This is a genomic window from Haloarcula nitratireducens (genome assembly GCF_019599505.1).
Genome location: NZ_RKLT01000004.1, coordinates 46,901 through 67,216 on the forward strand (window position 1 = coordinate 46,901; position 20,316 = coordinate 67,216).

The window sequence follows — 20,316 nt, forward strand, 5'->3', positions numbered from 1 at the left end:
GATAACCACGGCGTCGGCACGTGCCATGTGAGCGGCTCGCACGGCCAGACTGGGAAGTCGGTTCGTTCGGGAGGACCGGAAGTGACAGGAGGTTCGGCCGAGGCGATCGCGTCGCGCAGCGGGCCTCAGAGGTCGGCGACGTCCTCGATGGCGTCGGTGAGTTTCCGGATGCTCTCGACGTCGTGTTCGCCCATGTGCCCGATGCGGAACGTCTCCTCGCCGAGCTGCGAGCCGTAGCCGTTCGAGAAGACCATGTCGTACTCCTCGGAGACCTCTTCGATGGTCGCGGCGACGTCGATGCCCTGCGTGTTCTCGATACAGGAGACCGTCTGGGAGCGATACCCCTCCTCGGCGAAGAGGTCGAAGTGCTCGCGGGCCCACTCGTGGACGTACTCGGTCATCTCGCGGTGCCGCTCGTCGCGGCCCTCGTGGGTCTCTTCGAGCATGTGTTTCATCTGCTTGCGGTAGGCGAGCATGACCGGGATGGCCGGCGTCGAGTGGGTCTGGCCCTTCCGGTCGTAGTAGTCGAGACAGCGCTGGAAGCCGCCGTACCACGACGCGGAGTCCTTCCCGACCTCGCGGTCGTAGGCGTCGTCGCTGACGACGCAGACCGCGAGACCGGGCGGCATGGCGAAGGCCTTCTGGGTCGAGGCGAAGATGACGTCGATGTCGTGCTCGTCGATGTCGACGTAGTCGCCGCCGAGCGCGGAGACGGCGTCGACCACGAAGTAGGTGTCCGGGTACTCCGCGACGACGTCGCCGATCTCCTCGATGGGGTTGCGGACGCCGGTCGAGGACTCGTTCATCACGGTCGCGACGACGTCGTAGTCCGTGTCACCCTGTTCGAGTTCCTCGCGGATGTCCTCGGGTTTGATCGCCTGCCCCCACTCGTATTCGAGTCGGTCGACGTCCTTGCCGAGCCGCTCGGCGACGTTCGCGTGGCGCTCGCTGAAGCTCCCGCAGGTCGGGACGAGGATGTTCTCGTCGACGAGGTTGAGCGTCGAGGCCTCCCAGAACTCGGTCCCGGAGGCCGTCAGGACGACGACCTCGTTGTCGGTGCCGAGGAACTCCTTGGTGTCCTCGACGATGGTCGTATAGAGGTCGGTCATCCGGTCCATCCGGTGGCCGAACATCGGCTGGGCCATCTCGTCGATGACGTCTTCGCGGACCTCCGTCGGGCCGGGGATGTACAGCGTCTTCTCGGGGTAGTCGTCTCTGTATTCGCGTTTTTCGGTCACGGGAGACACCTGTTGTACGTCGCCTCGCAGTCGGGGGGCATGGTAGTTTTGATACCGTCGCGTCTGGCCGGGGACGGCTCTCTTCGTTTCGATCGGCGAGCTACGTGAGCCGGCGCACGGCGAACAACACCACGCCCGCGTACAGCGTCGGGCCGACCAGATCAAGCGCGCTAACGCCCGTGAACCCGCCGACGATAGCGGCGACCAGCCACAGTAGAATCGGTGTGACGGCGAGCGCGGTGCCGCCGTCGCGAATCGCATCGTCCGCGCTCGGCTGGCGGGCCGCGTACGCCCCGATAGCGACGACGGCCGCGAGGTACGCCCACGTCATCCCCTCGGGAGCGACGATGGGAAGCGTCACCAGCGCGACGACCCCCAGCGCGACGCCGACGAGTCGCGAACCGTCCGCCCGCCGCCGGAAGACGCGAGTCACTCCGTCGACGTCGCCGGCTTCGAGGGCGGATTCGAGGTCGGCCATCGACGCCTCGCCCGCGAACTGTCCGCCGCTGGCGTCGGTCGGCACCGAGAAATCCGCGCCGCAGTGCATGCACCACGTCGCCGTGGCGCTGACCTTCCCCGAGCAGTGTGGACAGCGCGGGTCTGCTCTCATCAGTGGTATCTCGGTATCCCAGCGAGATAGCCGTTTGGGGGCAAACATTGAAATCACCTGCTTCGCATGAGTAGGGGTATGGACTGGGGCGCGGGGGCGGAGAGACTGTTGTACGACGGCGAGACCGTCGAGGAACGGGTCTCGCTCGGCGAGAGCGGCGTCGTCGTGACGAGCCACCGCGTCCTCGTGTTCACGCCCGAGCGCGAGGGACCCAACTTCCGACAGGTCGACCGGCCCAACGTCGACGGCGTCGGTCGGCGGACCAGCGGCGAGGGCCGCCTCCTCGAAGGGGGACTGAAGGCGCTCGTCGCCGGCGTCGCACTCGTCGGCGCGGGTCAACTGGTCAGCCTCGACAGTTTAGCCAGCGGCGTCTCGCTGGAGGGCGGGAGCGCGGCCACGGCTCCGGGTCTGGGCGGGATGATGGGCACGCTTCAGACGATGCTCTCGCTCGTGGCGCGACTCGACGACCTCATGGTTCTGTTCGGCGGGCTGGCGCTGGCGCTGTCGGCCGTCGCGCTCGGCGTCTACGCGTGGAGCCGCGAGCAGTTACTTATCATCGAGGTAGCCGGCGGCGACGACGTGGAACTGCCCGCGCCTGCCGACGGCGGGGCGATAGACCGCCTCCGTGGGGCGCTTCTCCCCGGCGACGCCCCGCCCGAGGCGGGACAGGCGACGCCGCCCGTGGACGACCCGCTGGCGTGACTGTCGACTCGCCGGCGTGACGTTCAACTCCGCCGAGCCCTAACCTCACAGCGATGGACACAGACGGCGTTCGGACGCGGGCCGGCGACCTCCCCCGAGAACCGGGCATCTACCAGTTCGAGGACGCCGAGGGCCGAGTGCTGTACGTCGGCAAGGCCGTCGACCTGCGGGACCGCGTGCGCTCGTATGCGGACCCCCGAAGTCGACGCATCCGGAAGATGGTCGGGCGCGCCGACCGCATCGACTTCGCGGTCACCGATACGGAGACGCAGGCGCTCTTGCTCGAAGCCAACCTCATCAAGCGCCACCGGCCGCCGTACAACGTCCGCCTGAAAGACGACAAGTCCTACCCGCTGGTCCAACTCACCGACCACGCCGTCCCGCGCATCGAGGTGACACGAGATCCCGAGGACGGCGCGACGGTGTACGGTCCCTTCACCGACAAGGGCCGGGTCGAGGTGGTCGTGAAGGCCCTGCGGGAGACCTACGGCCTGCGCGGCTGTTCGGACCACAAGTACAGCAACCGCGATCGGCCCTGCCTGGACTACGAGATGGGCATCTGTACCGCGCCCTGCACCGGCGAGATCAGCGAGGCGGACTACGCCGCCGACGTGACGAGCGTCGAGCGCTTTTTCGAGGGCGAGATCGGCGTGCTCGCGGACCCGCTCCGCCGCGGCATGGCCGCCGCCGCAGAGGAACAGGAGTTCGAACGCGCGGCGAACCTCCGGGACAAACTCGACGCGGTCGAGGCGCTTCACGGGGAGGGCGATACGGCCGTCAGCGACGCCAACGGAGCGTCCAGCACCGACGTGCTCGGTGCCGCTGTCGAAGGAAACAGGGCCGTCGTCGCCCGCCTCCACGCTGAGGACGGGAAACTCGTCGAGCGCGAACGGCACACGCTCGACTCGCCCGACGGCGAGGGACCGGAGGACGTCTACCGGGCCTTTCTCACGCAGTACTACGCCGAGCGGGAGTTCCCAGACGAGATTCTCTGTGCCGAGGACCCCGCCGACCCCGACATCGAGGCGTGGCTCGAACGCGAGGGCGTCGCGCTGCGAGTCCCCGGCGCGGGTCGCGAGGCGACGCTCGTGGACCTCGCGCTGAAGAACGCCCGCCAGCGCGGCGGCGTCAGCGACGAGGTGGGTGCGCTGGCCGACGCGCTGGGAATCGACCGCCCGGACCGCATCGAGGGGTTCGACGTGAGCCACGCGCAGGGCCGGAGCGTCGTCGGGTCGAACGTCCTCGCCGTCGACGGGTCGCCCGAGAAATCGGGCTACCGCCGGAAGAAGCTCACCGAGCGCAACGACGACTACGCGAACATGCGCGAACTGATCCGCTGGCGCGCGCTGCGCGCCGTCGAGGGACGCGACGACCGGCCCGACCCCGACCTGTTGCTCATCGACGGCGGCGAGGGACAGCTGGGGGCCGCACGGGACGCGCTGGCCGAGACGGGCTGGGACGTGCCCGTCGTCGCCCTCGCCAAGGATGAGGAGTTGGTGATCGCGCCCGACGGGGTATACGACTGGGCGGACGACGCCGCGCACCTCCACCTCCTCCAGCGAGTCCGCGACGAGGCCCACCGCTTCGCCGTCCAGTACCACCAGACCCTGCGCGACGACGTCTCGACGGCGCTCGACGAGGTGCCCGGCGTCGGCCCGGCGACGCGGAAACGCCTGTTGCGTCGCTTCGGCAGCGTCGACGGCGTCCGCGAAGCCTCGTCGGACGAACTGACCGCCGTCGACGGCATCGGCGAGCGAACCGCCGAGACGCTTCGAACGCGACTGCGCTGATTCTGTATCGCGGATAGCGATTTATCTACGGCGTAGCGCCGATTCGACCCGACCGTCGAGAGACGGCCGCGCTCGTCGTTCGACCCGCGACTCGACGATTCTCGCCGACGATACGGCTCCGCGACGCCTGCAAACGACCGAAACGGCGATTCATCTCGCCGGCGGTCGCGGCCGCCGAGAGCAGGTCGGCGTGCGTCGCCATCGCACACGACTCCCCAGAGCATCGTTTCGAGTGCACTGACGACGCGCTACAGTAACGGGGCGCAGGCGACCTATCCGTCGCAGTAACGCTGAAACGGACAGTACCCTTCCACGCAGAGAAACCGGCGTGAGACGGCGAGACGAGCGAAACGTGGACGCTACGACGATACACGCGTTACCATCCTACACAGCTCGCGATCGGTCGGGACTTCTCCTCGCTACGAGCGAGATCTATCGCCGGAAACCGACGCGATCGGGACGTTCTAGCCGTTACTCCGTATTTCGGCTACGGATCCAGCCTCCCCCTCGATAAATCCTTACGCGCGATATAGAATCAACATCGCGGCGTATCTGGCGGTCACAGATCGGGCGCGAAAAACGCTGCTTCGGACGGTCTTCTCGTCGGCCATCGAGACGGGATGCAGGATCACCCGTCGCAGCCCACTCGCACGCCGCGAATTCGCGTCGAGAGGGCGACGCGTCGGAGAATTCGCCGAATAGCAACGGCATAATAATGGGGATACCCGCGGTATACCTGTCCAATGACCGGATCGTTTCGCCTACTGGTGGCCGACCCGGCCGCCAGAACGCTGGAGACAGACACCGGGACGTGGGTCGTCGCCGGCATCGACGTGTCGAGTATCGAGAGGGTCCTTCGAGACGCCGCGTCGATCGCCGAAGTCAAGCGAGCGCTGCCGTCGGTCACCGAGGACGCCATCGCGGTCAACGTCGAGGACGACTCGGGGCGAACCGTCCACGCCTACCGTTCGGTCACCGGCGGTCACCGCCTCTACTGGACGAAGGTGAACGGCGAGTTCGTCCTCGCCGACCACTTCCGCAACGCGCTGGCCGAAGTCCCGGTCGAGGAACGCGCGGTCAGCGACGAGACGATCATCGACCACCTGCTGTTTCGCGCGCCCGTCGGCGCGACGGGATTCGTCGAGGGGGTCGACGGCGTCGAGCAGGGCGAGTGGCGCACCTGGCACCTCGACAGCGGCGAGACGACCAGCGAACGCGTCGGAACGCTCTCGACGCGGACGGAGACGCCACCGTCGCGAGCCCCCGCGGCCATCGAGTCGACCTACGACGACCTGATGGCGACCGACGGGTTCGACGGCGACGCTATCAACCTCTACTCCGGGGGCGTGGACTCGACGCTCACCCAGACGTTCTTCGAGGACTCGACGATGCTGAACGCCGGCGTGGACTCAGAGGAGTACGCCTACGAGGTCGAGTACGCGCGCGAGGGGGCCGACCACTTCGACGCGCCGTTCGAACAGGAGATGATCCCCGAGGCGGACGTCCTCGAACACTTAGAGGACAGCATCGACGCGACCGGGTCGCCCTCCTGTCCGTTACAGGTGCTGATGGTGAACGAGGCGCTCCGGCAGCACTCCGGGCGACGATACGTGATGGCCGTCGGCGCGGACTCCATCTTCGGCAACACGCCCATGAGGGGGCCGCGCTACGCCGACTGGGCCAGTCCGCTGCTGAACACGCCCGTCTCCCGTGGTCTCGCCCAGTACGGACCCGGACCGGTCGGCGGGTTCGTCGAGTGGATGGACGAACTCGACGCCCAGTTCGACCGCCCGGTCGACGACGCGGACTCGTACGCACACCAGTACGCGACGTACTCGAACCCCGGCTACGCGAAGCGACTGTTCGATCCCTCGCTCGTCGACGACCGCGTCGCCGCCCAGACGGAGTACGTGACCGAACGGGTGCCACTCGACGACACGTACAGCCGATTCGCTCGGCAGGCCGAGTGCCGGCACATGAACCTCGTCTTCGGCCACCGGGTCGGCGCGCGCTGGCGACAGCTGGCGATGGCCCACGGGAACGCGCTGACCAACCCCTTCGAGACCCAGAGCATGATCGAGACGTCGCTGTCGATCCCCGCCGAGCGGCGCTTCGTCTCCGGTCCCAGACACCTCTACGACGTCTCGACGAAACACCACCTCAAGCAGTTGCTACGCGACCGGCTGCCGGAGTACCCCATCGGGCAGCCGAAGGGCGCGGGCGTGTTGCCGTTCCAGCGGTACCTGCGGTCGGGGCCGCTCTCGTCGGCGTTCGAGACGTACGAGCCGCCGTCGTTCGTCCCCGACGGCGAACGCGAGTCCGTCATCGAGGGCAGCGGCCGGCAGTCATGGAACGTCCTCACCTACGCCATCTGGCGCGACCGAGTCCTCGAAAACGCCGACCTTCCCCGTCTCTCGACGACGCGGGAACGCACGTGGACGGTCCCCGGACGAGGCGCTTCGCGGTCCCCCGGCGAAAGCGCGACGTGAACGTGCGACGCCGGGATATCGGGGACCGGAATCGACGGTGAGCACGGAACCGTCCGGAGCAGATCGGTACGCGGTCGTCTGACGCCGGGTCACCGACTGATACGGAGATAGATTTTAATACGGTCTCTTTCAAAGTCGGAGTCGAAACTGGGGCATCGGACGGGTGGCGCTCGAACGAGCCCAGCAGAGCAAGGTGAGAAGACGTGAAGGGTCACGAAGAGAACGAACCGAGACCGAGCGATCGACCGATCAGTGTCGCTTCCACGGCCGCGACGCCGGACATGGTCGTCGAACACGACTTCGACGACCCGCACAGCGAACTGACGGTGACCGTCGTCGACGCCGTCTCGAAGGCGGTCGGCGTCTCACCGGCCGACGTCGTCCCGCGCGTGAACGACCACGTCGACCCGGACGCGCTCGACCGGATCTTCCGCCCCCGACCCGACGGATCGGGCCGAGAGGGGCGACTCACCTTCGAACTGGTCAACTGTCTCGTCGAGATCACCGGCGACGGGACGGTCCGCGTGTACAACACGTAACGGCTCGACCGCAACTGAGACAGTTTCTCCCAACGGTCGACGAGGCGGAACTGCTGTCTGACACCGCTGTGGCCGGGTGAATTCGGTGTCCCTCTATACGTATACCGACCCGGATGCGCCGGGTGATAAGAATATATGCCAAACTGTTTCATGGGTGGACGTGTATAGGGTGCGTATGCACGAGAACGTGGAAAGGCGCTCCCTTTCCGCGGACCGGCCCCTCTCTGAATCCGTCGTCAGAGCCATCGCCGACGCCGAGGGCATCGAACCGGCGCAGGTGGCCAGTCGGGTCTACGACGTCGTCGACCCGGACGCGCTCGACCGCCTGTTCCGGCCGGCGAACGACCAGACGCGACGAGAGGACGCGCAGCTGTTCTTCCGACTGGACGACTACGAGGTCACCATTCAGGGCGGGGAGCTCGTCGTCGTCCGGCCCGCCCGACCGGCGGAGTCGCCGGACCAGGGCTGAGTCGGGGTCTTCGAATACCGACGGACCGAGCCGAAACCAGTACCCGAGCGGCGGCCGGTCTCGACGAGTCACGAGACAGCGAAAAGGACACGGCGGCGGCGACGTCGCCCGATAGCAACGGGGCAGAGCGAGTTCGAACGGCCGCTCAGGACTGCTGTAGCTTGAGGAGGCCGGAGGGCGTGGTGACTTCGAGCTTGTCCTGGCTCTGCCAGTCCTCGATGATGTCCAGGAGGTGGTTGAGGTGCTCCTTGTCGACGCTCTGGTCTTTGCCGATGTTTCCGAAGTTGACGACGGTGAGCTGGTTGTACTTCGCCGCGAGGTTGATCATCCGGGCCGCGCCGTTCAGGTCCGAGCCGCTGACCGTCGAGACGGCGGAGGTGCCGACCGGCGGGATGGCGTTCGGTCCCGCGCCGTAGGCGAAGCCGTACTCGTGGAACTCGTCGACGAGGTCGAGCGTCGTCCTGTTGTAGCTCCCGTACGGGATGGACATGAACCGCATCCCCTCGCGGAACCCTTTCAGGCGGAGGTACTCCTTCGTCTGTTTGATGGTGCGGCGCTGTTCGTCCTTTGAGAGTTTCGGCAGGGGCGTGCCGATGTGGGGCGAGGAGACGACGTCCCAGTCGGCGTTCTGCATCTCCCGGAGCTGTCCGGTCGTGAGCGCGCCACTGCTGTTGATTCGGTCGGGGACCGCGGCGACCATCGCGGGTATGCCGCGCTTCTTGAGTTCCTGGAACGCCACGTCGTACTGAGAGGCGTACGTGTCGCTAAAGGAGAGCATGACGCGACCCTTGTCGGTCGGCTTCTTGTGCTTGCGGAGGTCGTCGACGACGAAGTTGATGGGTTCGCCGTCCGAGAGGACGACGATGCGCAGCTCCTGGACGCTCTTCAGCATCGGGTCGCCGCGGAGGCCGGTGTAGCCGAGGTCGACGCGCATCCAGCCGTCCATCGCGTCGGGGATGTAGCGCCGGCAGACGAGGTGGTCGCTCCGGGCGGGCGCGATGACCTCCATCGCGAGCTTGCCCGGGCTGGGTTTCTCCATCTTCACGGCGATCGAGAGGTTGTTCTTCGTGAGGTCGAGGCCGTCGGGATAGGCCTTGTACATCCCCGCGCCGCCGCCGGAGGGGTTCTGGATGCGAACGGACTGACTGCCGCGGAAGACGTCCTCGGTCTCCGCGGAGACGTCGCCCTGGATCGTCCCCCAGTACTCGAGGTCCTCGAAGTCGTCGAGGACCTTCCCGCGGTTCGTGTAGTCGCGCTGTTGGGAGGGCGTCCCGGTCTCCTCGGGCGTTCCGGTCCCGTTCTCGGCCTGGGCCGGGGTCGACGTCGCCGTCCCGTCGCTTTCGGGCGTCTGGGTGTCTGACTGACCGGAATCTCCGAAGGCACCGCACCCCGCGAACGCAGCGGCACCCGCTGCGGTTGTCGTGAGGAACGCGCGGCGGTTGGAGTTGCGTTTCATCTCGCTTGCCCCTTCTCCCTGTCGTCCCTTTACATTGAAGTTGCTAAAGTGCTATTAGACCGGACATAAGCTCGTTTCGCGCTGTTTTGCGGATCAACGAAACCGCGGTACATAGCCGGTGTGAGTCGTGAAATCTCCGTGCGAAACGACCACACATTCGGTGTCAGATACTATTCACTAATCGAAGTTACGGCCGGAGAAAGGGCGGGAGCGGCGGGCTGGGCGGCGTGTGAGTCCGTCGATTCAAGGCATCCCGCTTCGGACGGCACACGAGAGGAGGACGAGCGCGAACACCATGACGGTGAGCCACTGTCCCGTAGGCGACTGTAGCAGTACGAGGAGATCGTAGGCCAGCGCCGGTTGCGTGACGCGCTCGATGGCGATCGTTATCAGGAGGATGCCGGTGATGCCGGCGACGAGGCGAACGGCGAGTTCGACCGGGTGTTCGCTCGCCGCGTGACGAAACCGCGTCGAGCGGGCGGAAAACGACGACGCCTTCCCGCGGAGTTCTTCCCCTTCGATGTGGTTGTCACCCCCGTATTCTCGGTTCGACCGCTCGGTCCGATTCGCATCGCGCATGTGCGTAAGTTCCCGCTCTAGGTGCATAATTACGACACCGTTAAGCGGGGCGCGGGCGCTCGTCCGGCCGCGCTCGAACCCCTTAGGTTGGCGATAATAAGGCCGCTCGGCCGTGAGACGGAGGTATGGACGCAACCGCGGTTCGAGCGCAGTGTACGACGCTGCTGGAGGAAGTGAGCCGAGCGGTCGTCGTCGACGACGAGGTGTTACGGACGGTCCTCGCGGGGTTTCAGGCCGGCGGCCACGTCCTCTTAGAGGACGCGCCGGGGACCGGCAAGACCCTGACCGCCCGGTGTTTCGCGACGGCGCTCGGCCTGTCGTACTCCCGTATTCAGTTCACGCCCGACCTCCTCCCCTCGGACGTGACCGGCACGCACGTCTACGAGGAGACCGACGGGGACTTCGAGTTTCAGCCGGGACCCGTCTTCGCGAACGTCGTGCTGGCCGACGAGATCAACCGCGCGTCGCCGAAGACGCAGGCCGCGCTGCTCGAAGCGATGGAGGAGGGGCAGGTGACCGTCGACGGCGAGACCCACCCGCTCCCGGAGCCGTTCTTCGTCATCGCCACGCAGAACCCGGTCGAACAGGAGGGCACGTTCCCGCTGCCGGAGGCCCAGAAGGACCGCTTCGTCGTGAAGACGAGCCTGGGCTTCCCCGGGATGGAGGGCGAACTCGAACTCATCGACCGGCGGGCCTCCCGGACGAGTCAGACGCCCGCCGTCGAGCCGGTCTGTGACGAGGCGGACGTGCGGCAGCTCAGGGCCGCCCCCGAATCGGTCCACGTCGAGGACGACGTCCGTCGCTACATCGCCACGCTCACCCGGGCGACGCGGTCCGACGACCGGGTCGACGGCGGCGTCTCACCGCGGGGGACCCAGCGGCTGTTCGAGGCCGCCCGCGCCGTCGCGGTCGGGAACGGCCGGGAGTACGTCACGCCCGAGGACGTGAAGTTCGTCGCGGAGTCGGTGCTGGCTCACCGACTCGTGCTGACGGCCGACGCCCGCGTCGACGGCGTCGAGAAGGCGGACGTGGTCGCGGACATCACCGAGGAGACGCAGGTGCCGACGGTCAATTATACAGCGCCAGGGTCAACAGCAGCCCCGAACCGAGCAGACTAGCGAGCACGGGTAGCGAGAGCCCGGTCACGTCGGCGTCGACGATGACCTGCACGGCGAGAATGGCCCCGCCGCCGACGGCCGCCGTCGCGCCCGCGTGGGTCAGTTCGACCGTTCTCGTTTCGGCCTCGCGACCGACCTGTTCGCCGAGGTTCACGGCCCGTTCGGCGAGGTCCCACGCGAGCACCGTCCCGACGCCGGCGACGAGCAAGCCGGTGGTGTCGGTCCCGTACACACCGGCGCTGGCGATCACCGAAATCAGCAACAGCCCCGACCCGACCGAGACGAGCGCGCGCTCGCGGCCCGCCCAGACCGGGCCGAGCGCGAGGACGAGGACGAACAGCCCGACCAGCCCGGGATACAGTTCGATACCGTCGCTGAACGACGCGATCCGCGCGCTGCCGAGCGCCAGCGCCCCGGCGACGCCGGCCGTCCCGAGAGACGAGAGCGCGAGCGCCGCCGGGACGTGACCGCGCCGACGCAGTTCGAGGCCGAGCGCGAGCGGGACGAGCGCGACGAGCGTCACCCCGATGGTGAGCCGCTGGGCCGGCGTCGTCCCGACCAGCGCGAGCGCGGCCGCGCCGACGAGCACCGATAGCGCTCCGCTCAAGACGGCGGGTCTGTGCGCCGTCACGCCGACCACCGCTCCTGTGCTCGGACGAGCGCCGCCCCGTAGGGCCGGTCGGGCGTCCACTCGACGGTCCGGACGCCGCCCTCGCGCAGCGAGTCCAACCGCCTCGACCGCTCGAACCCGGCAAGGCGGCCGCCGACGCTCTCCTCGTTGGTCACGTCCGGCGAGATCACCGTCACGGCGTGGCCGTTGGCCTCAAGCCGCAGACACGCCTCGGCGATGGCGTCGTCGGGCAGCGGCGAGAACAACACGACCTGCGTGTCGCCGCGCAGTCGCTTCCGGAGTTCGGTCGCCTGTTCGGACAGCGTCTCGGCCGTCGTCGGCTCGGCCGGACGGTGGACCGACAGCGTCGGGTGAGACGCGAGCAGGTCCCGCCCGCGGGCGGCCTGTTCGGTCCCCGCCCCCGGCGCGAGCCAGCAGAAGTCGGTGCCGAACCCGGCGAGCCCGACCCGGTTGGCGGTCTCGAGCAGCGCGCCGAAGGTCTGTTCGATCGCGCCCAGGCAGTGCGAGACCGCGTGGGGTTCGCCCGGCGCTCGGGTCCGAAAGGCGGCCTCGCGGCCGTCGAGACACAGCACCACGGAGGTCGCCCGTTCCTCGCGGTACTCGGCGGTCGCCAGTTCGCCGGTCCGGGCGAAGCGCTTCCAGTCGACGCGGGAGAGCGGGTCGCCCGCGCGGTAGTCGCGGGTGCGGTGGAACTCGATGCCGCTCCCGCCCTCGTCGGTGACGAGGTTGCCGACCCGCCGGCCGGTCCGTCGCCGGAGCGGGACCGCCGGCACCGACGACTCGCAGGCGAGGCTGGTGTCGGTGCCGACGGTGGTCTCGACCTCGTTCGCCCCCGCGATATCGCGGGCGACGACCGACGCCGGTTCGAAGCGGTGGACGCCGCGGGTCGCGCGGACGGTGTAAGAGAACGTCGTCGAGGCCCCGGGCCGCAGGACCGCCGCGTGCCGCGGCGTCCCGTCGCTCACCGACAGCATCGGCGGGACGCCGTCGACGATGCGACAGTCGGTCAGCGTCCCCTCGCCCGTGTTGCGGACCGTCACCGTGACCTCGACCGGGTCGCCGTCGGCGGGTTCGTCCGCGTCGGTAGTCCGGTCGATGTCCAGCGAGACGGTCGGCGGACGCGTCAGCCGCGGGTACGCCGTGAGGGCGATTCCGGCCGTCGCGAGCAGGAGGAGCGACGGCCGCTTGAGCAGGACGCCGGCCGCGCCGGCGAACAGCGCGACGCCGACGACGCCTCGCCACCGCGTGGTCGTCCGAACAGTACTCATTCGACCGCCTCCCCCGCTCGCGCCTTCGTCACGACCGCTTCGGCGGTTCGGCGCGCGCCGCGCCGGAACCACGTCTCGCCGCGGGCCGCCGCCCGAATCCGCGAGCGAACCGGCGGCGAGAGCGAGGCCCCGAGGAAGGCCGCCGCGTCGGGGTCGTCCGTCCAGTCGCCCGCCTCGACCCGCCGTCGGGCCTCCGCCCGGCGACAGCCCTCGGCGGCGAGTTCGGCGCGGACCGCGTTCTCGCGGAGGCGCTCGCGGACCGCCTCGCGGCGGTCGGAGAATAGCCGAGCGCGCAGGCCGACCTCGCCGGCGAGCGTCTCGTCGAAGTCGCTCCCGAAGCGGGGCGCGCGCTTCACGGTCTCCGGTCGGGGCGGCGTCGCCTGCTCTAACTCCGTGACCGCTCGGCCGCCGAGCGCCGCCGCGACCAGGACGAGCGCGGCGACGCCGAACGCGGCGACGAGGAGGTAGTCGTTGCCCAGCGCCGCGACGGCGGCGTCGGTCGGCACGGCGGCGGCGAGTTCGGGGTCGAGGACGAGCAGGCCGGCGGCGGCGAGGGCGACCGATCCGGCCGCCGCGAGGACGCCGCGGGCGACGTTCACGTCGACTCCCCTCCGAGGTCGAGCCGGGCGAGGGACTCCCGCGCCCGCCGTTCGTGGTCCGGCGTCGGTCCCGACTCGGCGTAGCGCACCTCGCGGAAGACCTCCGTGAGCCGCCCGACGGCCTCGGGGTCGAGCCCGGCCTCGACCGCCCGCCGGCGGCACTCGTCGGCCGTCTTCGCCCACGGCCGGTCGATGTCGAGGTGCGTGACCATCGCGTACCACGCCCGGTGGACGTCGTCGCCGAACTGCCCGTCGTCCCACGGCCCGGCTATCGAGTCGGACGCCCCAGCCCGGCCGTCACCGTCGGGGACGAACGCGAGCGCGAGCGCCGCGATTCGGGCGCGGTAGCGATAAGCGAGCGCGACGACTGCTCCGGCGGCGAGCGCCGCCAGCGCGTACGGTAAGATGAGCCTCAACAGTTCGAGCAACTGTTCTACGAGCGAGCGCGGCGAGTCGGTGGACGCGTCTTCGGACTGGCTCGACGCGCCGCCCGAAGAGCCGCGTTGACCGCTTTTCGCGTCGCTCTCGCTCGACTGGCGCTGTCGTTCCCGAGCGTTCGAACCGTCTCGTCGTTCGACCCGCTCTCTGTTCGACTCGATGCTCTCGTCGATGGCCTCGGCCGATCCCTGTCCGACCGGCTGTGAGTCGAAGTCCACGTCGAGGACGTCCGCCGGTGCGCTCGACACCGTGCTGTCGAGAGTCGTCCCCGCGACGCCCAGCGTGGCCATACAGAGCACGGCGACACCGATCGAGAGGAGTTGGGCTCGGTCCATCGTCACCCGCCCGCGTGGGGAGCACTGCAGTTCATCGTCTGTTGGCATACTGTAACGTACCTGACTGGTTAGTTATGCAGGCGCTAAGCGGGAATCCCGCCGTCCGGCGGTTCCGGCTCGCTTCGGCTCGCTTGGCTCGGTTTCCCGCGTCGATCGCTTAGCTCGCGTATAATAACACGTCGAGGGCCGAAAGGGGAGACAAGAGCTATGCAAGCCGTCATACTGGCCGCCGGAGAAGGGACGCGGATGCGGCCGCTGACAGACCAGCGACCGAAGCCGATGCTCGGCGTCGGGGGGACGCCGCTGGTCGAGCACGTCGCGCGATCCGCCGTCTCGGCCGGCGCCGAGGAAGTAATCGTCGTCGTCGGCTACGAAGGGGAACAGGTGAAGCGCCACCTCGGCGACGGCGTCGGCGACGCGCCGGTCCACTACGCCGAACAGGAAGACCAACAGGGGACGGCCGACGCCGTCGCGGCCGCGCGGGAACACCTCGACGGCCCGTTCGCCGTTCTCAACGGGGACAACGTCTACGAGCCGGACGCGCTCGCACGCCTCTTCGAGAGCGCGCCGTCGATCGCCTGTACGCGGGTGGACGAACCGTCGAACTACGGCGTCGTGGAGACCGACGGCGAGACGGTCAGCGGCCTGCTGGAGAAGCCCGCGGAGCCGCCGAGTGATCTCGTCAACGCCGGCGCGTACGTCTTTCCCGCCACCGCCCGCGAGGCGCTCGACGTGACCGAGAGCGAACGGGGCGAGCGCGAACTCACCGACGTCCTCAACCGCGTCATCGACGACAGCGACGTCACCCCGGTCGTCATCGACGACTGGCTGGACGTGGGCCGCCCCTGGGAGCTGCTGGCGGCCAACGAACGGCACGTCAGCCGTCAGAGCCGAACGCTCGGCGGCGACGTCCACGACGACGCGACCGTCGCGGGAGACGTCGTCGTCGAACCCGGTGCGTCCGTCGCTCAGGGCGCGACTGTCGAGGGACCGGTGGTCGTCGAGTCCGGCGCGTCCGTCGGCCGCGGCGCGACCGTCCGCGGGCCGACGCTACTCGGCACCGACACCGAGATCGGAACGGAGGCCGAAGTCGAGAACAGCGTTCTCATGTCGGGGACGAGCGTCGGCCGCGAATCGGTCGTCCGCGACAGCGTTCTCGGGCGCAACTGCCAGCTCGGAGCCGAGACGACGGTGCGAAACGGGAGCGACGACGACGGGTCCGTCTCCGTCACGGTGAAGGGCGACCGCGTCTCGACCCGCCGACAGACGTTCGGCGCGGTCCTCGGGGACGGCGTCGAGACCGGCGCCGAGACGACGCTCGAGCCGGGTGTGAAGCTCCCGACCGACGCGACGACCGAGCCGGAGGTGCGAGTCAGCGATGACCCCTGAAGCGACCTCGACACCGAGACCGAACGCGGCTCGTTCGGAGCACTAACTATGGAACGAAACACCTTCACCGCGTTCCTCTCGGTGGCCGGGTCGCGCCTGGCTATCATCGTCGCCTCCGTCTTCATCACGCCGCTGCTGTTCCGACTGCTCGGCGCTGGGACCTACGGGAAGTGGGCGACCGTGATGTCGGTGTTCGGCCTCCTGATGATACTGGTGAGCTCCGGCATCAACGGCGGCTCGCGGAAGTTCCTCTCGGAGAAGCGGGATATCCCCCACTGGCAGGAGCACGTCTTCTCGTACTTCTTCGTCCTCGCGGCGGTGTTAGCCCTCCTCGCGGCCGGCGGGCTCGCCCTCGCGGCCTGGACCGGTCTCGTCGCCAGCACGCTCGGCCCGGAGTACACGAGCTACTTCTATCTGCTCGCGGTGCTCACCATCGTCGCGCAGTTCCGCTCGTACGTCCGGCGGTCGCTCATGGGGCTGAAGCTCGAACATCTCTCCGAGCCGATGCGGGTGGCTCACAAGGTGCTGTTCGGCGTGTTCGCCGTCTCGTTCGCGTGGCTCGGCTACGGCGTCAAGGGCGTCCTCGTCGGCGAAATACTCGCCAGCAGTGGCGTCATTATCATCGCCAGCATCGCGATGGCACGGGAACTGACGCTATCGCGTGTCGTCGAGCCGCTACCGTCCGAGTTCCCGAAGCGGGAGCTGATCGACTTCAACAACAGCGGCATCGTCTACCACTTCCTGATGCAGTCGCTCATCCACGTCGACGTCCTGATGCTCGGGTACTTCCTCGCCAACAGCAGCACCGTCGGCGTCTACAAGGGAGCGCTCGTCATCGTCCAACTGCTGTGGATTCTGCCGAAGTCGGTCCAGAGCGTGATGGTCCAGACCGTCTCCGACCACTGGGCCAACGACCGCATCGAGAAGATCAACGCCATCTCTCACCGGGTTGTCCGGTACACGACGCTGCTGTCGATACTGCTGTCCATCGGGCTGGCGGCGCTGGCGTACGACTTCGTCCCGCTGTACCTCGGCGAAGAGGGGCAGGCGGCCGTCGAACCCCTCCTGTTGCTGATTCCCGGGACGCTGTTCTACGCCATCGGTCGTCCCGTCTTCGCCATCAGTTACGCCAAAGGGGAGATGCGGACGCTGATACTCGTGACCAGCGTCGCCGCCGGCGTGAACTTCGTGATGAACGCGGCTCTCATCCCGACCTACGGGATGTACGGGGCAGCCGTGGCGACCACGACCGGCTACGCCACGCTCCCGCTGGCACACACCTGGGGGGCGCGCGTGCTGGGCTACAAGCCGTTCGGCGACTTCCGCGGCGCCCGCATACTGGCGACGACGGTCATCGGCGCTGTCCCCATCGTCGGACTCTCGCTGCTCATCCAGAACACGTATCTGGCGCTGGCCGTCGTCCCCCCCGTCGGCCTGCTGGTCTTCGGGCTGGCGACGGTCCTGACCGGCGCGATGCATCTCTCGGAGATCGTCGATCTGCTCGACTCGCTACCCGAACCGGTCAGTCGGTTCGGGCGGTACATCGAACCGTACGCCGAGGAGAACCGCTCGGGACTGGCCGCGCTGCAGGCGTATCTGGACGCGCGGTAACGACACGACAGGGCGGTAGAGTCGCTGTCGCCTCTTTTGGCGAGAACGCCCCTCGAACGACAGTGAGCGCTCAGAGGAACAGGGCCGGGATCGTGTTCCGGAAGATGTTGAGCGTGATGACGAAGAGGAGCGCGACGACGAACCAGTTGAACTTCTCCTCGTCGAACTCCAGCCGTCGCAGGTACGTCCCCAGTAGCAGACCGACGACGGTGACGACGGCGATGACAGAGCCCAGCCAGAGGCGGTAGGTCGTCATGAGGTCGGTGAAGAGGACCATCTGCAGGATGCGGACCGTGAAGATGGTCGCCAGCACCATCGACAGTCCGCCGATGTAGCGGTCGACGTCGCGCTCGAAGGTGTGGAAGTACGCGGGGAGGAGCGGCCCGAGGTTGGCGACGGCGAGTAAGAACCCCTCGAGGAACCCGGTGACGCTGAGCGCGACCGGGTGGTGAGCCCCCTCGATAGTCACGAAGTTCCGAAAGACCTGAAAGAGGACGTACCCGAAGATGACGAGCCCGATGAGGAACGGGACGATCGGACCGGTGCTGAACTCCGCGAGGAAGGTGACGCCGACGACGGACCCGACGACGGCGAGCGACAGCAGCACCCACTCCCGGCGGACGAACTCGAGCCCGGTGTCGGTCTCGCCGACCTGAAACATGTTTATCATCCACGGCGGGATGGCCAGGACGACCACCGCGAGCGTCGGGTCGATGACGGAGGCGAAGATGGGCGTCGTGACGAGCGAGTACCCGAAGCCGATCATCCCCTTGATCGCGCCGGCGACGACGGCGACGACGACGAAGAGGGCGAGCAGCGTCCCCGAGACGTCCGACTGGAGTCCCTGGGTGACGCTCTCGACGCCCGGGAAGAAGACGACCGACCCGACGACGACGGCCAGCGTCGCACAGACCATCATCACCTCCCGGTAGCGGAACGCTCGGAGGTTGGTGACGAACTGTCTGGCGTCGATTCCAGCGTTTTGCGCGCTCACGGCGACCCCGCTCCCGCGTACCGAATACTCATTCTATCTACGCTAGAGCGAGGCCACCTTTTTCGCTGACCAATTCGGTAACGCGTGGGGGCGGCCTCGGATAGCGCTCTCTCGGAGAAACCGGTGGTTCGAGGGCATTTCGGGCGGTTCCGGGCAGCGCGCCGGATCGAAACGCGACGTAGCTTTCGGCAATCGATGCCGAAGACGCGACGAACGGTTTACTTCGAGGAACAGACCGACGAGGTGAACGAGGCGAGGTCCTTCTCGGTGAGCGCCTCGCTGAAGACGCCGAAGTGCGAGATGTCGCCCTTCCAGGAGTACTGTCCGGGGAGCGTCGAACCCAGCAGGGGGAGACAGACCTCGTGGTAGACGCTGCCCACGTCACGGGCCTGCGTGAGCTCTTTCCCGTCCTGGAAGATGCGATAGCCGTCGCCCTGCTTGTAGGCTATCGCGAGCTGGAACGGTTCGCCCGCCGAGACGGGGGCCTCGACGGCCGGTCGCGTCTGCCCGCCGGTGCCGGTGAAGTCGAACTTCCAGCCGTTCGCTCCGGGGTCGAACCGAGCCGCGAGCCGGCGCTGTATGTGCCGCGAACTGTAGTCGAACAGGGCCTGCGGTTCCTTCGTCGACTGCAGTCGACCGCGGAAGAACAGCGTGAACGCGTCCGTGTCTATCGCGTCGAACCGCGTGGGGAAGACGACGCGGTCGCGGCCCTCCTCGAAGCGTCGGCCCTTGCAGTTCCCGACGTCGGTCTTCGTCGCGCCACGAATCATCCCGTGGTTCTTGTTGCCCGAATCGTCGACGGCCACCGTCGAGTTCCCGTCGAAGCGGAAGTACCCGTTCGTCTTTCCGGCGTCGTAGGGAATCGCCTGCTTGTTCGGGTCTCGGTGGTTGGGGGCGTCGAAGATGCCGATGCTCCACTCGACGCCGTCGCCGGAGTCGTCGAACGCGCCGTCGACCGCACAGCGCCAGCCGTTGTCGCCGCCGAGCGCCCACGGGTCGTAGTGGTGCATCTTGATGGCGTTCCAGCCGCTGCCGAAGCCGACGAGAACCGGCGAGTGGGCGGCTTCCGTGTCGCTGTAGGCGTCCGTGGTCAGCTCGTTCACTTTGAACGCGCGGATCTTGTCGCCGTACTCGTACTCGACGTCCTGGAAGAACAGGTGAGGCGTGTCGTTGATGACGACCGGGCGACCGCCCTGTCGGGCGGCCCACTGTCGGTCTTCGACGACCGGGTTGGCGGAGTGGGCCGTCCAGGCGTCCGTCGAGGCGGTGAGTTCCTTCGAGTGGAACGCCATGACGTCCTGGTTCTCTCGGGAGGTGAACAGCCACCAGCGGTCGTTGTAGCGGAATATCACCGGGTCGTGCGTGAAGTACTCCTTCTCGATGAGGGTCCCCTTCCGCTCCCAGCCGGTCGGGAAGTCCTTCGCGTGCCAGAGTTCGACGGACTTGCCCGTCGGCGGCAGCATGTAGTACTCGCCCTGCCACTTCCAGATGAACGGATAGGAGGTGTGGGCGTTCTTCTCTAAGACGATCCCGGTGTACTGCCAGTCCAAGCCGTCCTTACTGCTGGCGTGACCGATGGCCGCGTCGGGCGAGCGGTTCTTGTTGACCACTTCGAAGAAGAGGTGCCAGTTGCCCTCCTCGCGGAACATGTAGGGGTCCGCGACGTAATCGACGCGCCCGAAGTCGGTGACGTCGTCGGCCGACAGGACCGGGTTCGTCACCTCGCCCGCGGGCGCGGCCGTGGTCGGTGCTTGGCTCGCGAGGTCGTCGTAGGAGGTCGGCGGAATCGTCTCGCCGGTGTACACCGCTTTAGACTGGGCATCGGTACCCGCCTCGGCGCCGTTGGCGGCCGAATCGGTTGCGGGGGCGGTACCGTTCTCGGGCGTCTCCGGCGATGAGCTGAGCCCGTCACAGCCGGCGATACCGGCAGCGCCCACGGAAGAAAGCGCCGCGAGCATGCGTCGCCGTGTCGCGGTCTGTGACCGCTCAGTGGAGTCATCACTCATTTCGTTCTAGTAGTCAGCCCATCGCCCCCTATATATGAGGCCGCTAATCGAGCAC

Annotated in this window: 19 protein-coding genes; 8 read left to right on the forward strand and 11 right to left on the reverse strand. The window is 67.8% G+C overall.

Annotation, left to right across the window (positions count from 1 at the left end):
* Positions 1 to 125: 125 nt before the first annotated feature.
* Complete coding sequence (locus EGH23_RS12635; RefSeq protein ID WP_220580716.1) at positions 126 to 1,238, reverse strand: pyridoxal-phosphate-dependent aminotransferase family protein; 1,113 nt, start codon at positions 1,236 to 1,238, stop codon at positions 126 to 128.
* A gap of 100 nt (positions 1,239 to 1,338) precedes the next feature.
* Complete coding sequence (locus EGH23_RS12640; RefSeq protein WP_220580359.1) at positions 1,339 to 1,848, reverse strand: hypothetical protein; 510 nt, start codon at positions 1,846 to 1,848, stop codon at positions 1,339 to 1,341.
* A gap of 78 nt (positions 1,849 to 1,926) precedes the next feature.
* Here EGH23_RS12640 and EGH23_RS12645 point away from each other — a divergent pair, with 78 nt between their 5' ends.
* Together EGH23_RS12645 and EGH23_RS12650 are read left to right on the forward strand one after the other, a co-directional pair.
* Complete coding sequence (locus EGH23_RS12645; RefSeq protein WP_220580360.1) at positions 1,927 to 2,550, forward strand: hypothetical protein; 624 nt, start codon at positions 1,927 to 1,929, stop codon at positions 2,548 to 2,550.
* Positions 2,551 to 2,603: 53 nt separating this feature from the next.
* A complete protein-coding gene (locus tag EGH23_RS12650; protein ID WP_220580361.1) occupies positions 2,604 to 4,340 on the forward strand; it encodes an excinuclease ABC subunit C in 1,737 nt (578 codons plus the stop codon).
* Positions 4,341 to 4,365: 25 nt separating this feature from the next.
* On the opposite strand, the gene EGH23_RS12655 is transcribed toward EGH23_RS12650, so the two are convergent.
* On the reverse strand, positions 4,366 to 4,542 hold the full coding sequence (locus tag EGH23_RS12655; RefSeq protein ID WP_220580362.1) for a hypothetical protein: 177 nt from the start codon (positions 4,540 to 4,542) through the stop codon (positions 4,366 to 4,368).
* A 541-nt stretch (positions 4,543 to 5,083) separates the two neighbouring features.
* On the opposite strand from EGH23_RS12655, the gene EGH23_RS12660 reads away from it, so the two are divergent.
* The 3 genes from EGH23_RS12660 (at position 5,084) to EGH23_RS12670 (ending at position 7,837) form a co-directional block, all read left to right on the forward strand.
* Positions 5,084 to 6,829, forward strand: a complete 1,746-nt coding sequence (locus EGH23_RS12660; protein ID WP_220580363.1) for an asparagine synthase-related protein — start codon at positions 5,084 to 5,086, stop codon at positions 6,827 to 6,829.
* A 281-nt stretch (positions 6,830 to 7,110) separates the two neighbouring features.
* On the forward strand, positions 7,111 to 7,368 hold the full coding sequence (locus EGH23_RS12665) for a HalOD1 output domain-containing protein (RefSeq protein WP_220580364.1): 258 nt from the start codon (positions 7,111 to 7,113) through the stop codon (positions 7,366 to 7,368).
* Between the two features lie 175 nt (positions 7,369 to 7,543).
* Positions 7,544 to 7,837, forward strand: coding sequence for a HalOD1 output domain-containing protein (locus EGH23_RS12670; RefSeq protein ID WP_220580365.1), 294 nt, complete (start codon positions 7,544 to 7,546; stop codon positions 7,835 to 7,837).
* 145 nt (positions 7,838 to 7,982) lie between these two features.
* Here the strand turns inward: EGH23_RS12670 and EGH23_RS12675 are convergent, their stop codons facing one another.
* Positions 7,983 to 9,293: a polysaccharide deacetylase family protein gene (locus tag EGH23_RS12675; protein WP_220580366.1), complete on the reverse strand. Its 1,311-nt coding sequence runs from the start codon at positions 9,291 to 9,293 to the stop codon at positions 7,983 to 7,985.
* A gap of 243 nt (positions 9,294 to 9,536) precedes the next feature.
* On the reverse strand, positions 9,537 to 9,872 hold the full coding sequence (locus EGH23_RS12680; RefSeq protein WP_220580367.1) for a hypothetical protein: 336 nt from the start codon (positions 9,870 to 9,872) through the stop codon (positions 9,537 to 9,539).
* Positions 9,873 to 9,997: 125 nt separating this feature from the next.
* On the opposite strand from EGH23_RS12680, the gene EGH23_RS12685 reads away from it, so the two are divergent.
* A complete protein-coding gene (locus EGH23_RS12685; RefSeq protein WP_220580368.1) occupies positions 9,998 to 10,990 on the forward strand; it encodes an AAA family ATPase in 993 nt (330 codons plus the stop codon).
* Here EGH23_RS12685 and EGH23_RS12690 read toward each other — a convergent pair.
* Genes EGH23_RS12690 through EGH23_RS12705 form a run of 4 tightly spaced genes read right to left on the reverse strand, consistent with a single transcriptional unit; the run spans position 10,941 to position 14,309 of the window.
* Entirely contained in the window at positions 10,941 to 11,621 is a 681-nt protein-coding gene (locus tag EGH23_RS12690; RefSeq protein ID WP_220580369.1) for a DUF7519 family protein, read from the reverse strand. The two genes, EGH23_RS12685 and EGH23_RS12690, sit on opposite strands and share 50 nt — an antisense overlap.
* The gene (locus EGH23_RS12695; RefSeq protein ID WP_220580370.1) at positions 11,618 to 12,889 is read right to left on the reverse strand and encodes a DUF58 domain-containing protein; all 1,272 of its coding nucleotides are present in this window, start codon (positions 12,887 to 12,889) and stop codon (positions 11,618 to 11,620) included. The genes EGH23_RS12690 and EGH23_RS12695 overlap by 4 nt, the downstream gene beginning before the upstream one ends.
* Positions 12,886 to 13,488 (reverse strand): DUF7269 family protein, encoded by a 603-nt coding sequence (locus tag EGH23_RS12700; RefSeq protein WP_220580371.1) that lies wholly within the window; start codon positions 13,486 to 13,488, stop codon positions 12,886 to 12,888. Before EGH23_RS12700 ends, EGH23_RS12695 begins: the two co-directional genes overlap by 4 nt.
* On the reverse strand, positions 13,485 to 14,309 hold the full coding sequence (locus tag EGH23_RS12705) for a DUF4129 domain-containing protein (protein ID WP_220580372.1): 825 nt from the start codon (positions 14,307 to 14,309) through the stop codon (positions 13,485 to 13,487). Before EGH23_RS12705 ends, EGH23_RS12700 begins: the two co-directional genes overlap by 4 nt.
* A gap of 159 nt (positions 14,310 to 14,468) precedes the next feature.
* Here EGH23_RS12705 and glmU point away from each other — a divergent pair, with 159 nt between their 5' ends.
* Positions 14,469 to 15,650: a bifunctional sugar-1-phosphate nucleotidylyltransferase/acetyltransferase gene (gene glmU, locus EGH23_RS12710; protein ID WP_220580373.1), complete on the forward strand. Its 1,182-nt coding sequence runs from the start codon at positions 14,469 to 14,471 to the stop codon at positions 15,648 to 15,650.
* A gap of 48 nt (positions 15,651 to 15,698) precedes the next feature.
* Positions 15,699 to 17,261 (forward strand): oligosaccharide flippase family protein, encoded by a 1,563-nt coding sequence (locus EGH23_RS12715; RefSeq protein WP_220580374.1) that lies wholly within the window; start codon positions 15,699 to 15,701, stop codon positions 17,259 to 17,261.
* A 70-nt stretch (positions 17,262 to 17,331) separates the two neighbouring features.
* Here the strand turns inward: EGH23_RS12715 and EGH23_RS12720 are convergent, their stop codons facing one another.
* Positions 17,332 to 18,255 (reverse strand): sulfite exporter TauE/SafE family protein, encoded by a 924-nt coding sequence (locus EGH23_RS12720; RefSeq protein WP_328765964.1) that lies wholly within the window; start codon positions 18,253 to 18,255, stop codon positions 17,332 to 17,334.
* 218 nt (positions 18,256 to 18,473) lie between these two features.
* A complete protein-coding gene (locus tag EGH23_RS12725; RefSeq protein ID WP_220580375.1) occupies positions 18,474 to 20,261 on the reverse strand; it encodes a glucosamine inositolphosphorylceramide transferase family protein in 1,788 nt (595 codons plus the stop codon).
* Between the last annotated feature and the right edge of the window lie 55 nt (positions 20,262 to 20,316).

Excerpts from the sequence above, each read along its gene's own strand:
- EGH23_RS12705 (WP_220580372.1), bottom strand. The coding sequence starts at position 14,309 with ATGCCAACAGACGATGAACTGCAGTGCTCCCCACGCGGGCGGGTGACG.
- EGH23_RS12640 (WP_220580359.1), bottom strand. The coding sequence starts at position 1,848 with ATGAGAGCAGACCCGCGCTGTCCACACTGCTCGGGGAAGGTCAGCGCC.
- EGH23_RS12645 (WP_220580360.1), top strand. The coding sequence starts at position 1,927 with ATGGACTGGGGCGCGGGGGCGGAGAGACTGTTGTACGACGGCGAGACC.
- EGH23_RS12665 (WP_220580364.1), top strand. The coding sequence starts at position 7,111 with ATGGTCGTCGAACACGACTTCGACGACCCGCACAGCGAACTGACGGTG.
- EGH23_RS12680 (WP_220580367.1), bottom strand. The coding sequence starts at position 9,872 with ATGCGCGATGCGAATCGGACCGAGCGGTCGAACCGAGAATACGGGGGT.
- EGH23_RS12650 (WP_220580361.1), top strand. The coding sequence starts at position 2,604 with ATGGACACAGACGGCGTTCGGACGCGGGCCGGCGACCTCCCCCGAGAA.
- EGH23_RS12695 (WP_220580370.1), bottom strand. The coding sequence starts at position 12,889 with ATGAGTACTGTTCGGACGACCACGCGGTGGCGAGGCGTCGTCGGCGTC.
- glmU (WP_220580373.1), top strand. The coding sequence starts at position 14,469 with ATGCAAGCCGTCATACTGGCCGCCGGAGAAGGGACGCGGATGCGGCCG.
- EGH23_RS12660 (WP_220580363.1), top strand. The coding sequence starts at position 5,084 with ATGACCGGATCGTTTCGCCTACTGGTGGCCGACCCGGCCGCCAGAACG.
- EGH23_RS12675 (WP_220580366.1), bottom strand. The coding sequence starts at position 9,293 with ATGAAACGCAACTCCAACCGCCGCGCGTTCCTCACGACAACCGCAGCG.
- EGH23_RS12715 (WP_220580374.1), top strand. The coding sequence starts at position 15,699 with ATGGAACGAAACACCTTCACCGCGTTCCTCTCGGTGGCCGGGTCGCGC.
- EGH23_RS12670 (WP_220580365.1), top strand. The coding sequence starts at position 7,544 with ATGCACGAGAACGTGGAAAGGCGCTCCCTTTCCGCGGACCGGCCCCTC.
- EGH23_RS12685 (WP_220580368.1), top strand. The coding sequence starts at position 9,998 with ATGGACGCAACCGCGGTTCGAGCGCAGTGTACGACGCTGCTGGAGGAA.
- EGH23_RS12655 (WP_220580362.1), bottom strand. The coding sequence starts at position 4,542 with ATGGCGACGCACGCCGACCTGCTCTCGGCGGCCGCGACCGCCGGCGAG.
- EGH23_RS12725 (WP_220580375.1), bottom strand. The coding sequence starts at position 20,261 with ATGAGTGATGACTCCACTGAGCGGTCACAGACCGCGACACGGCGACGC.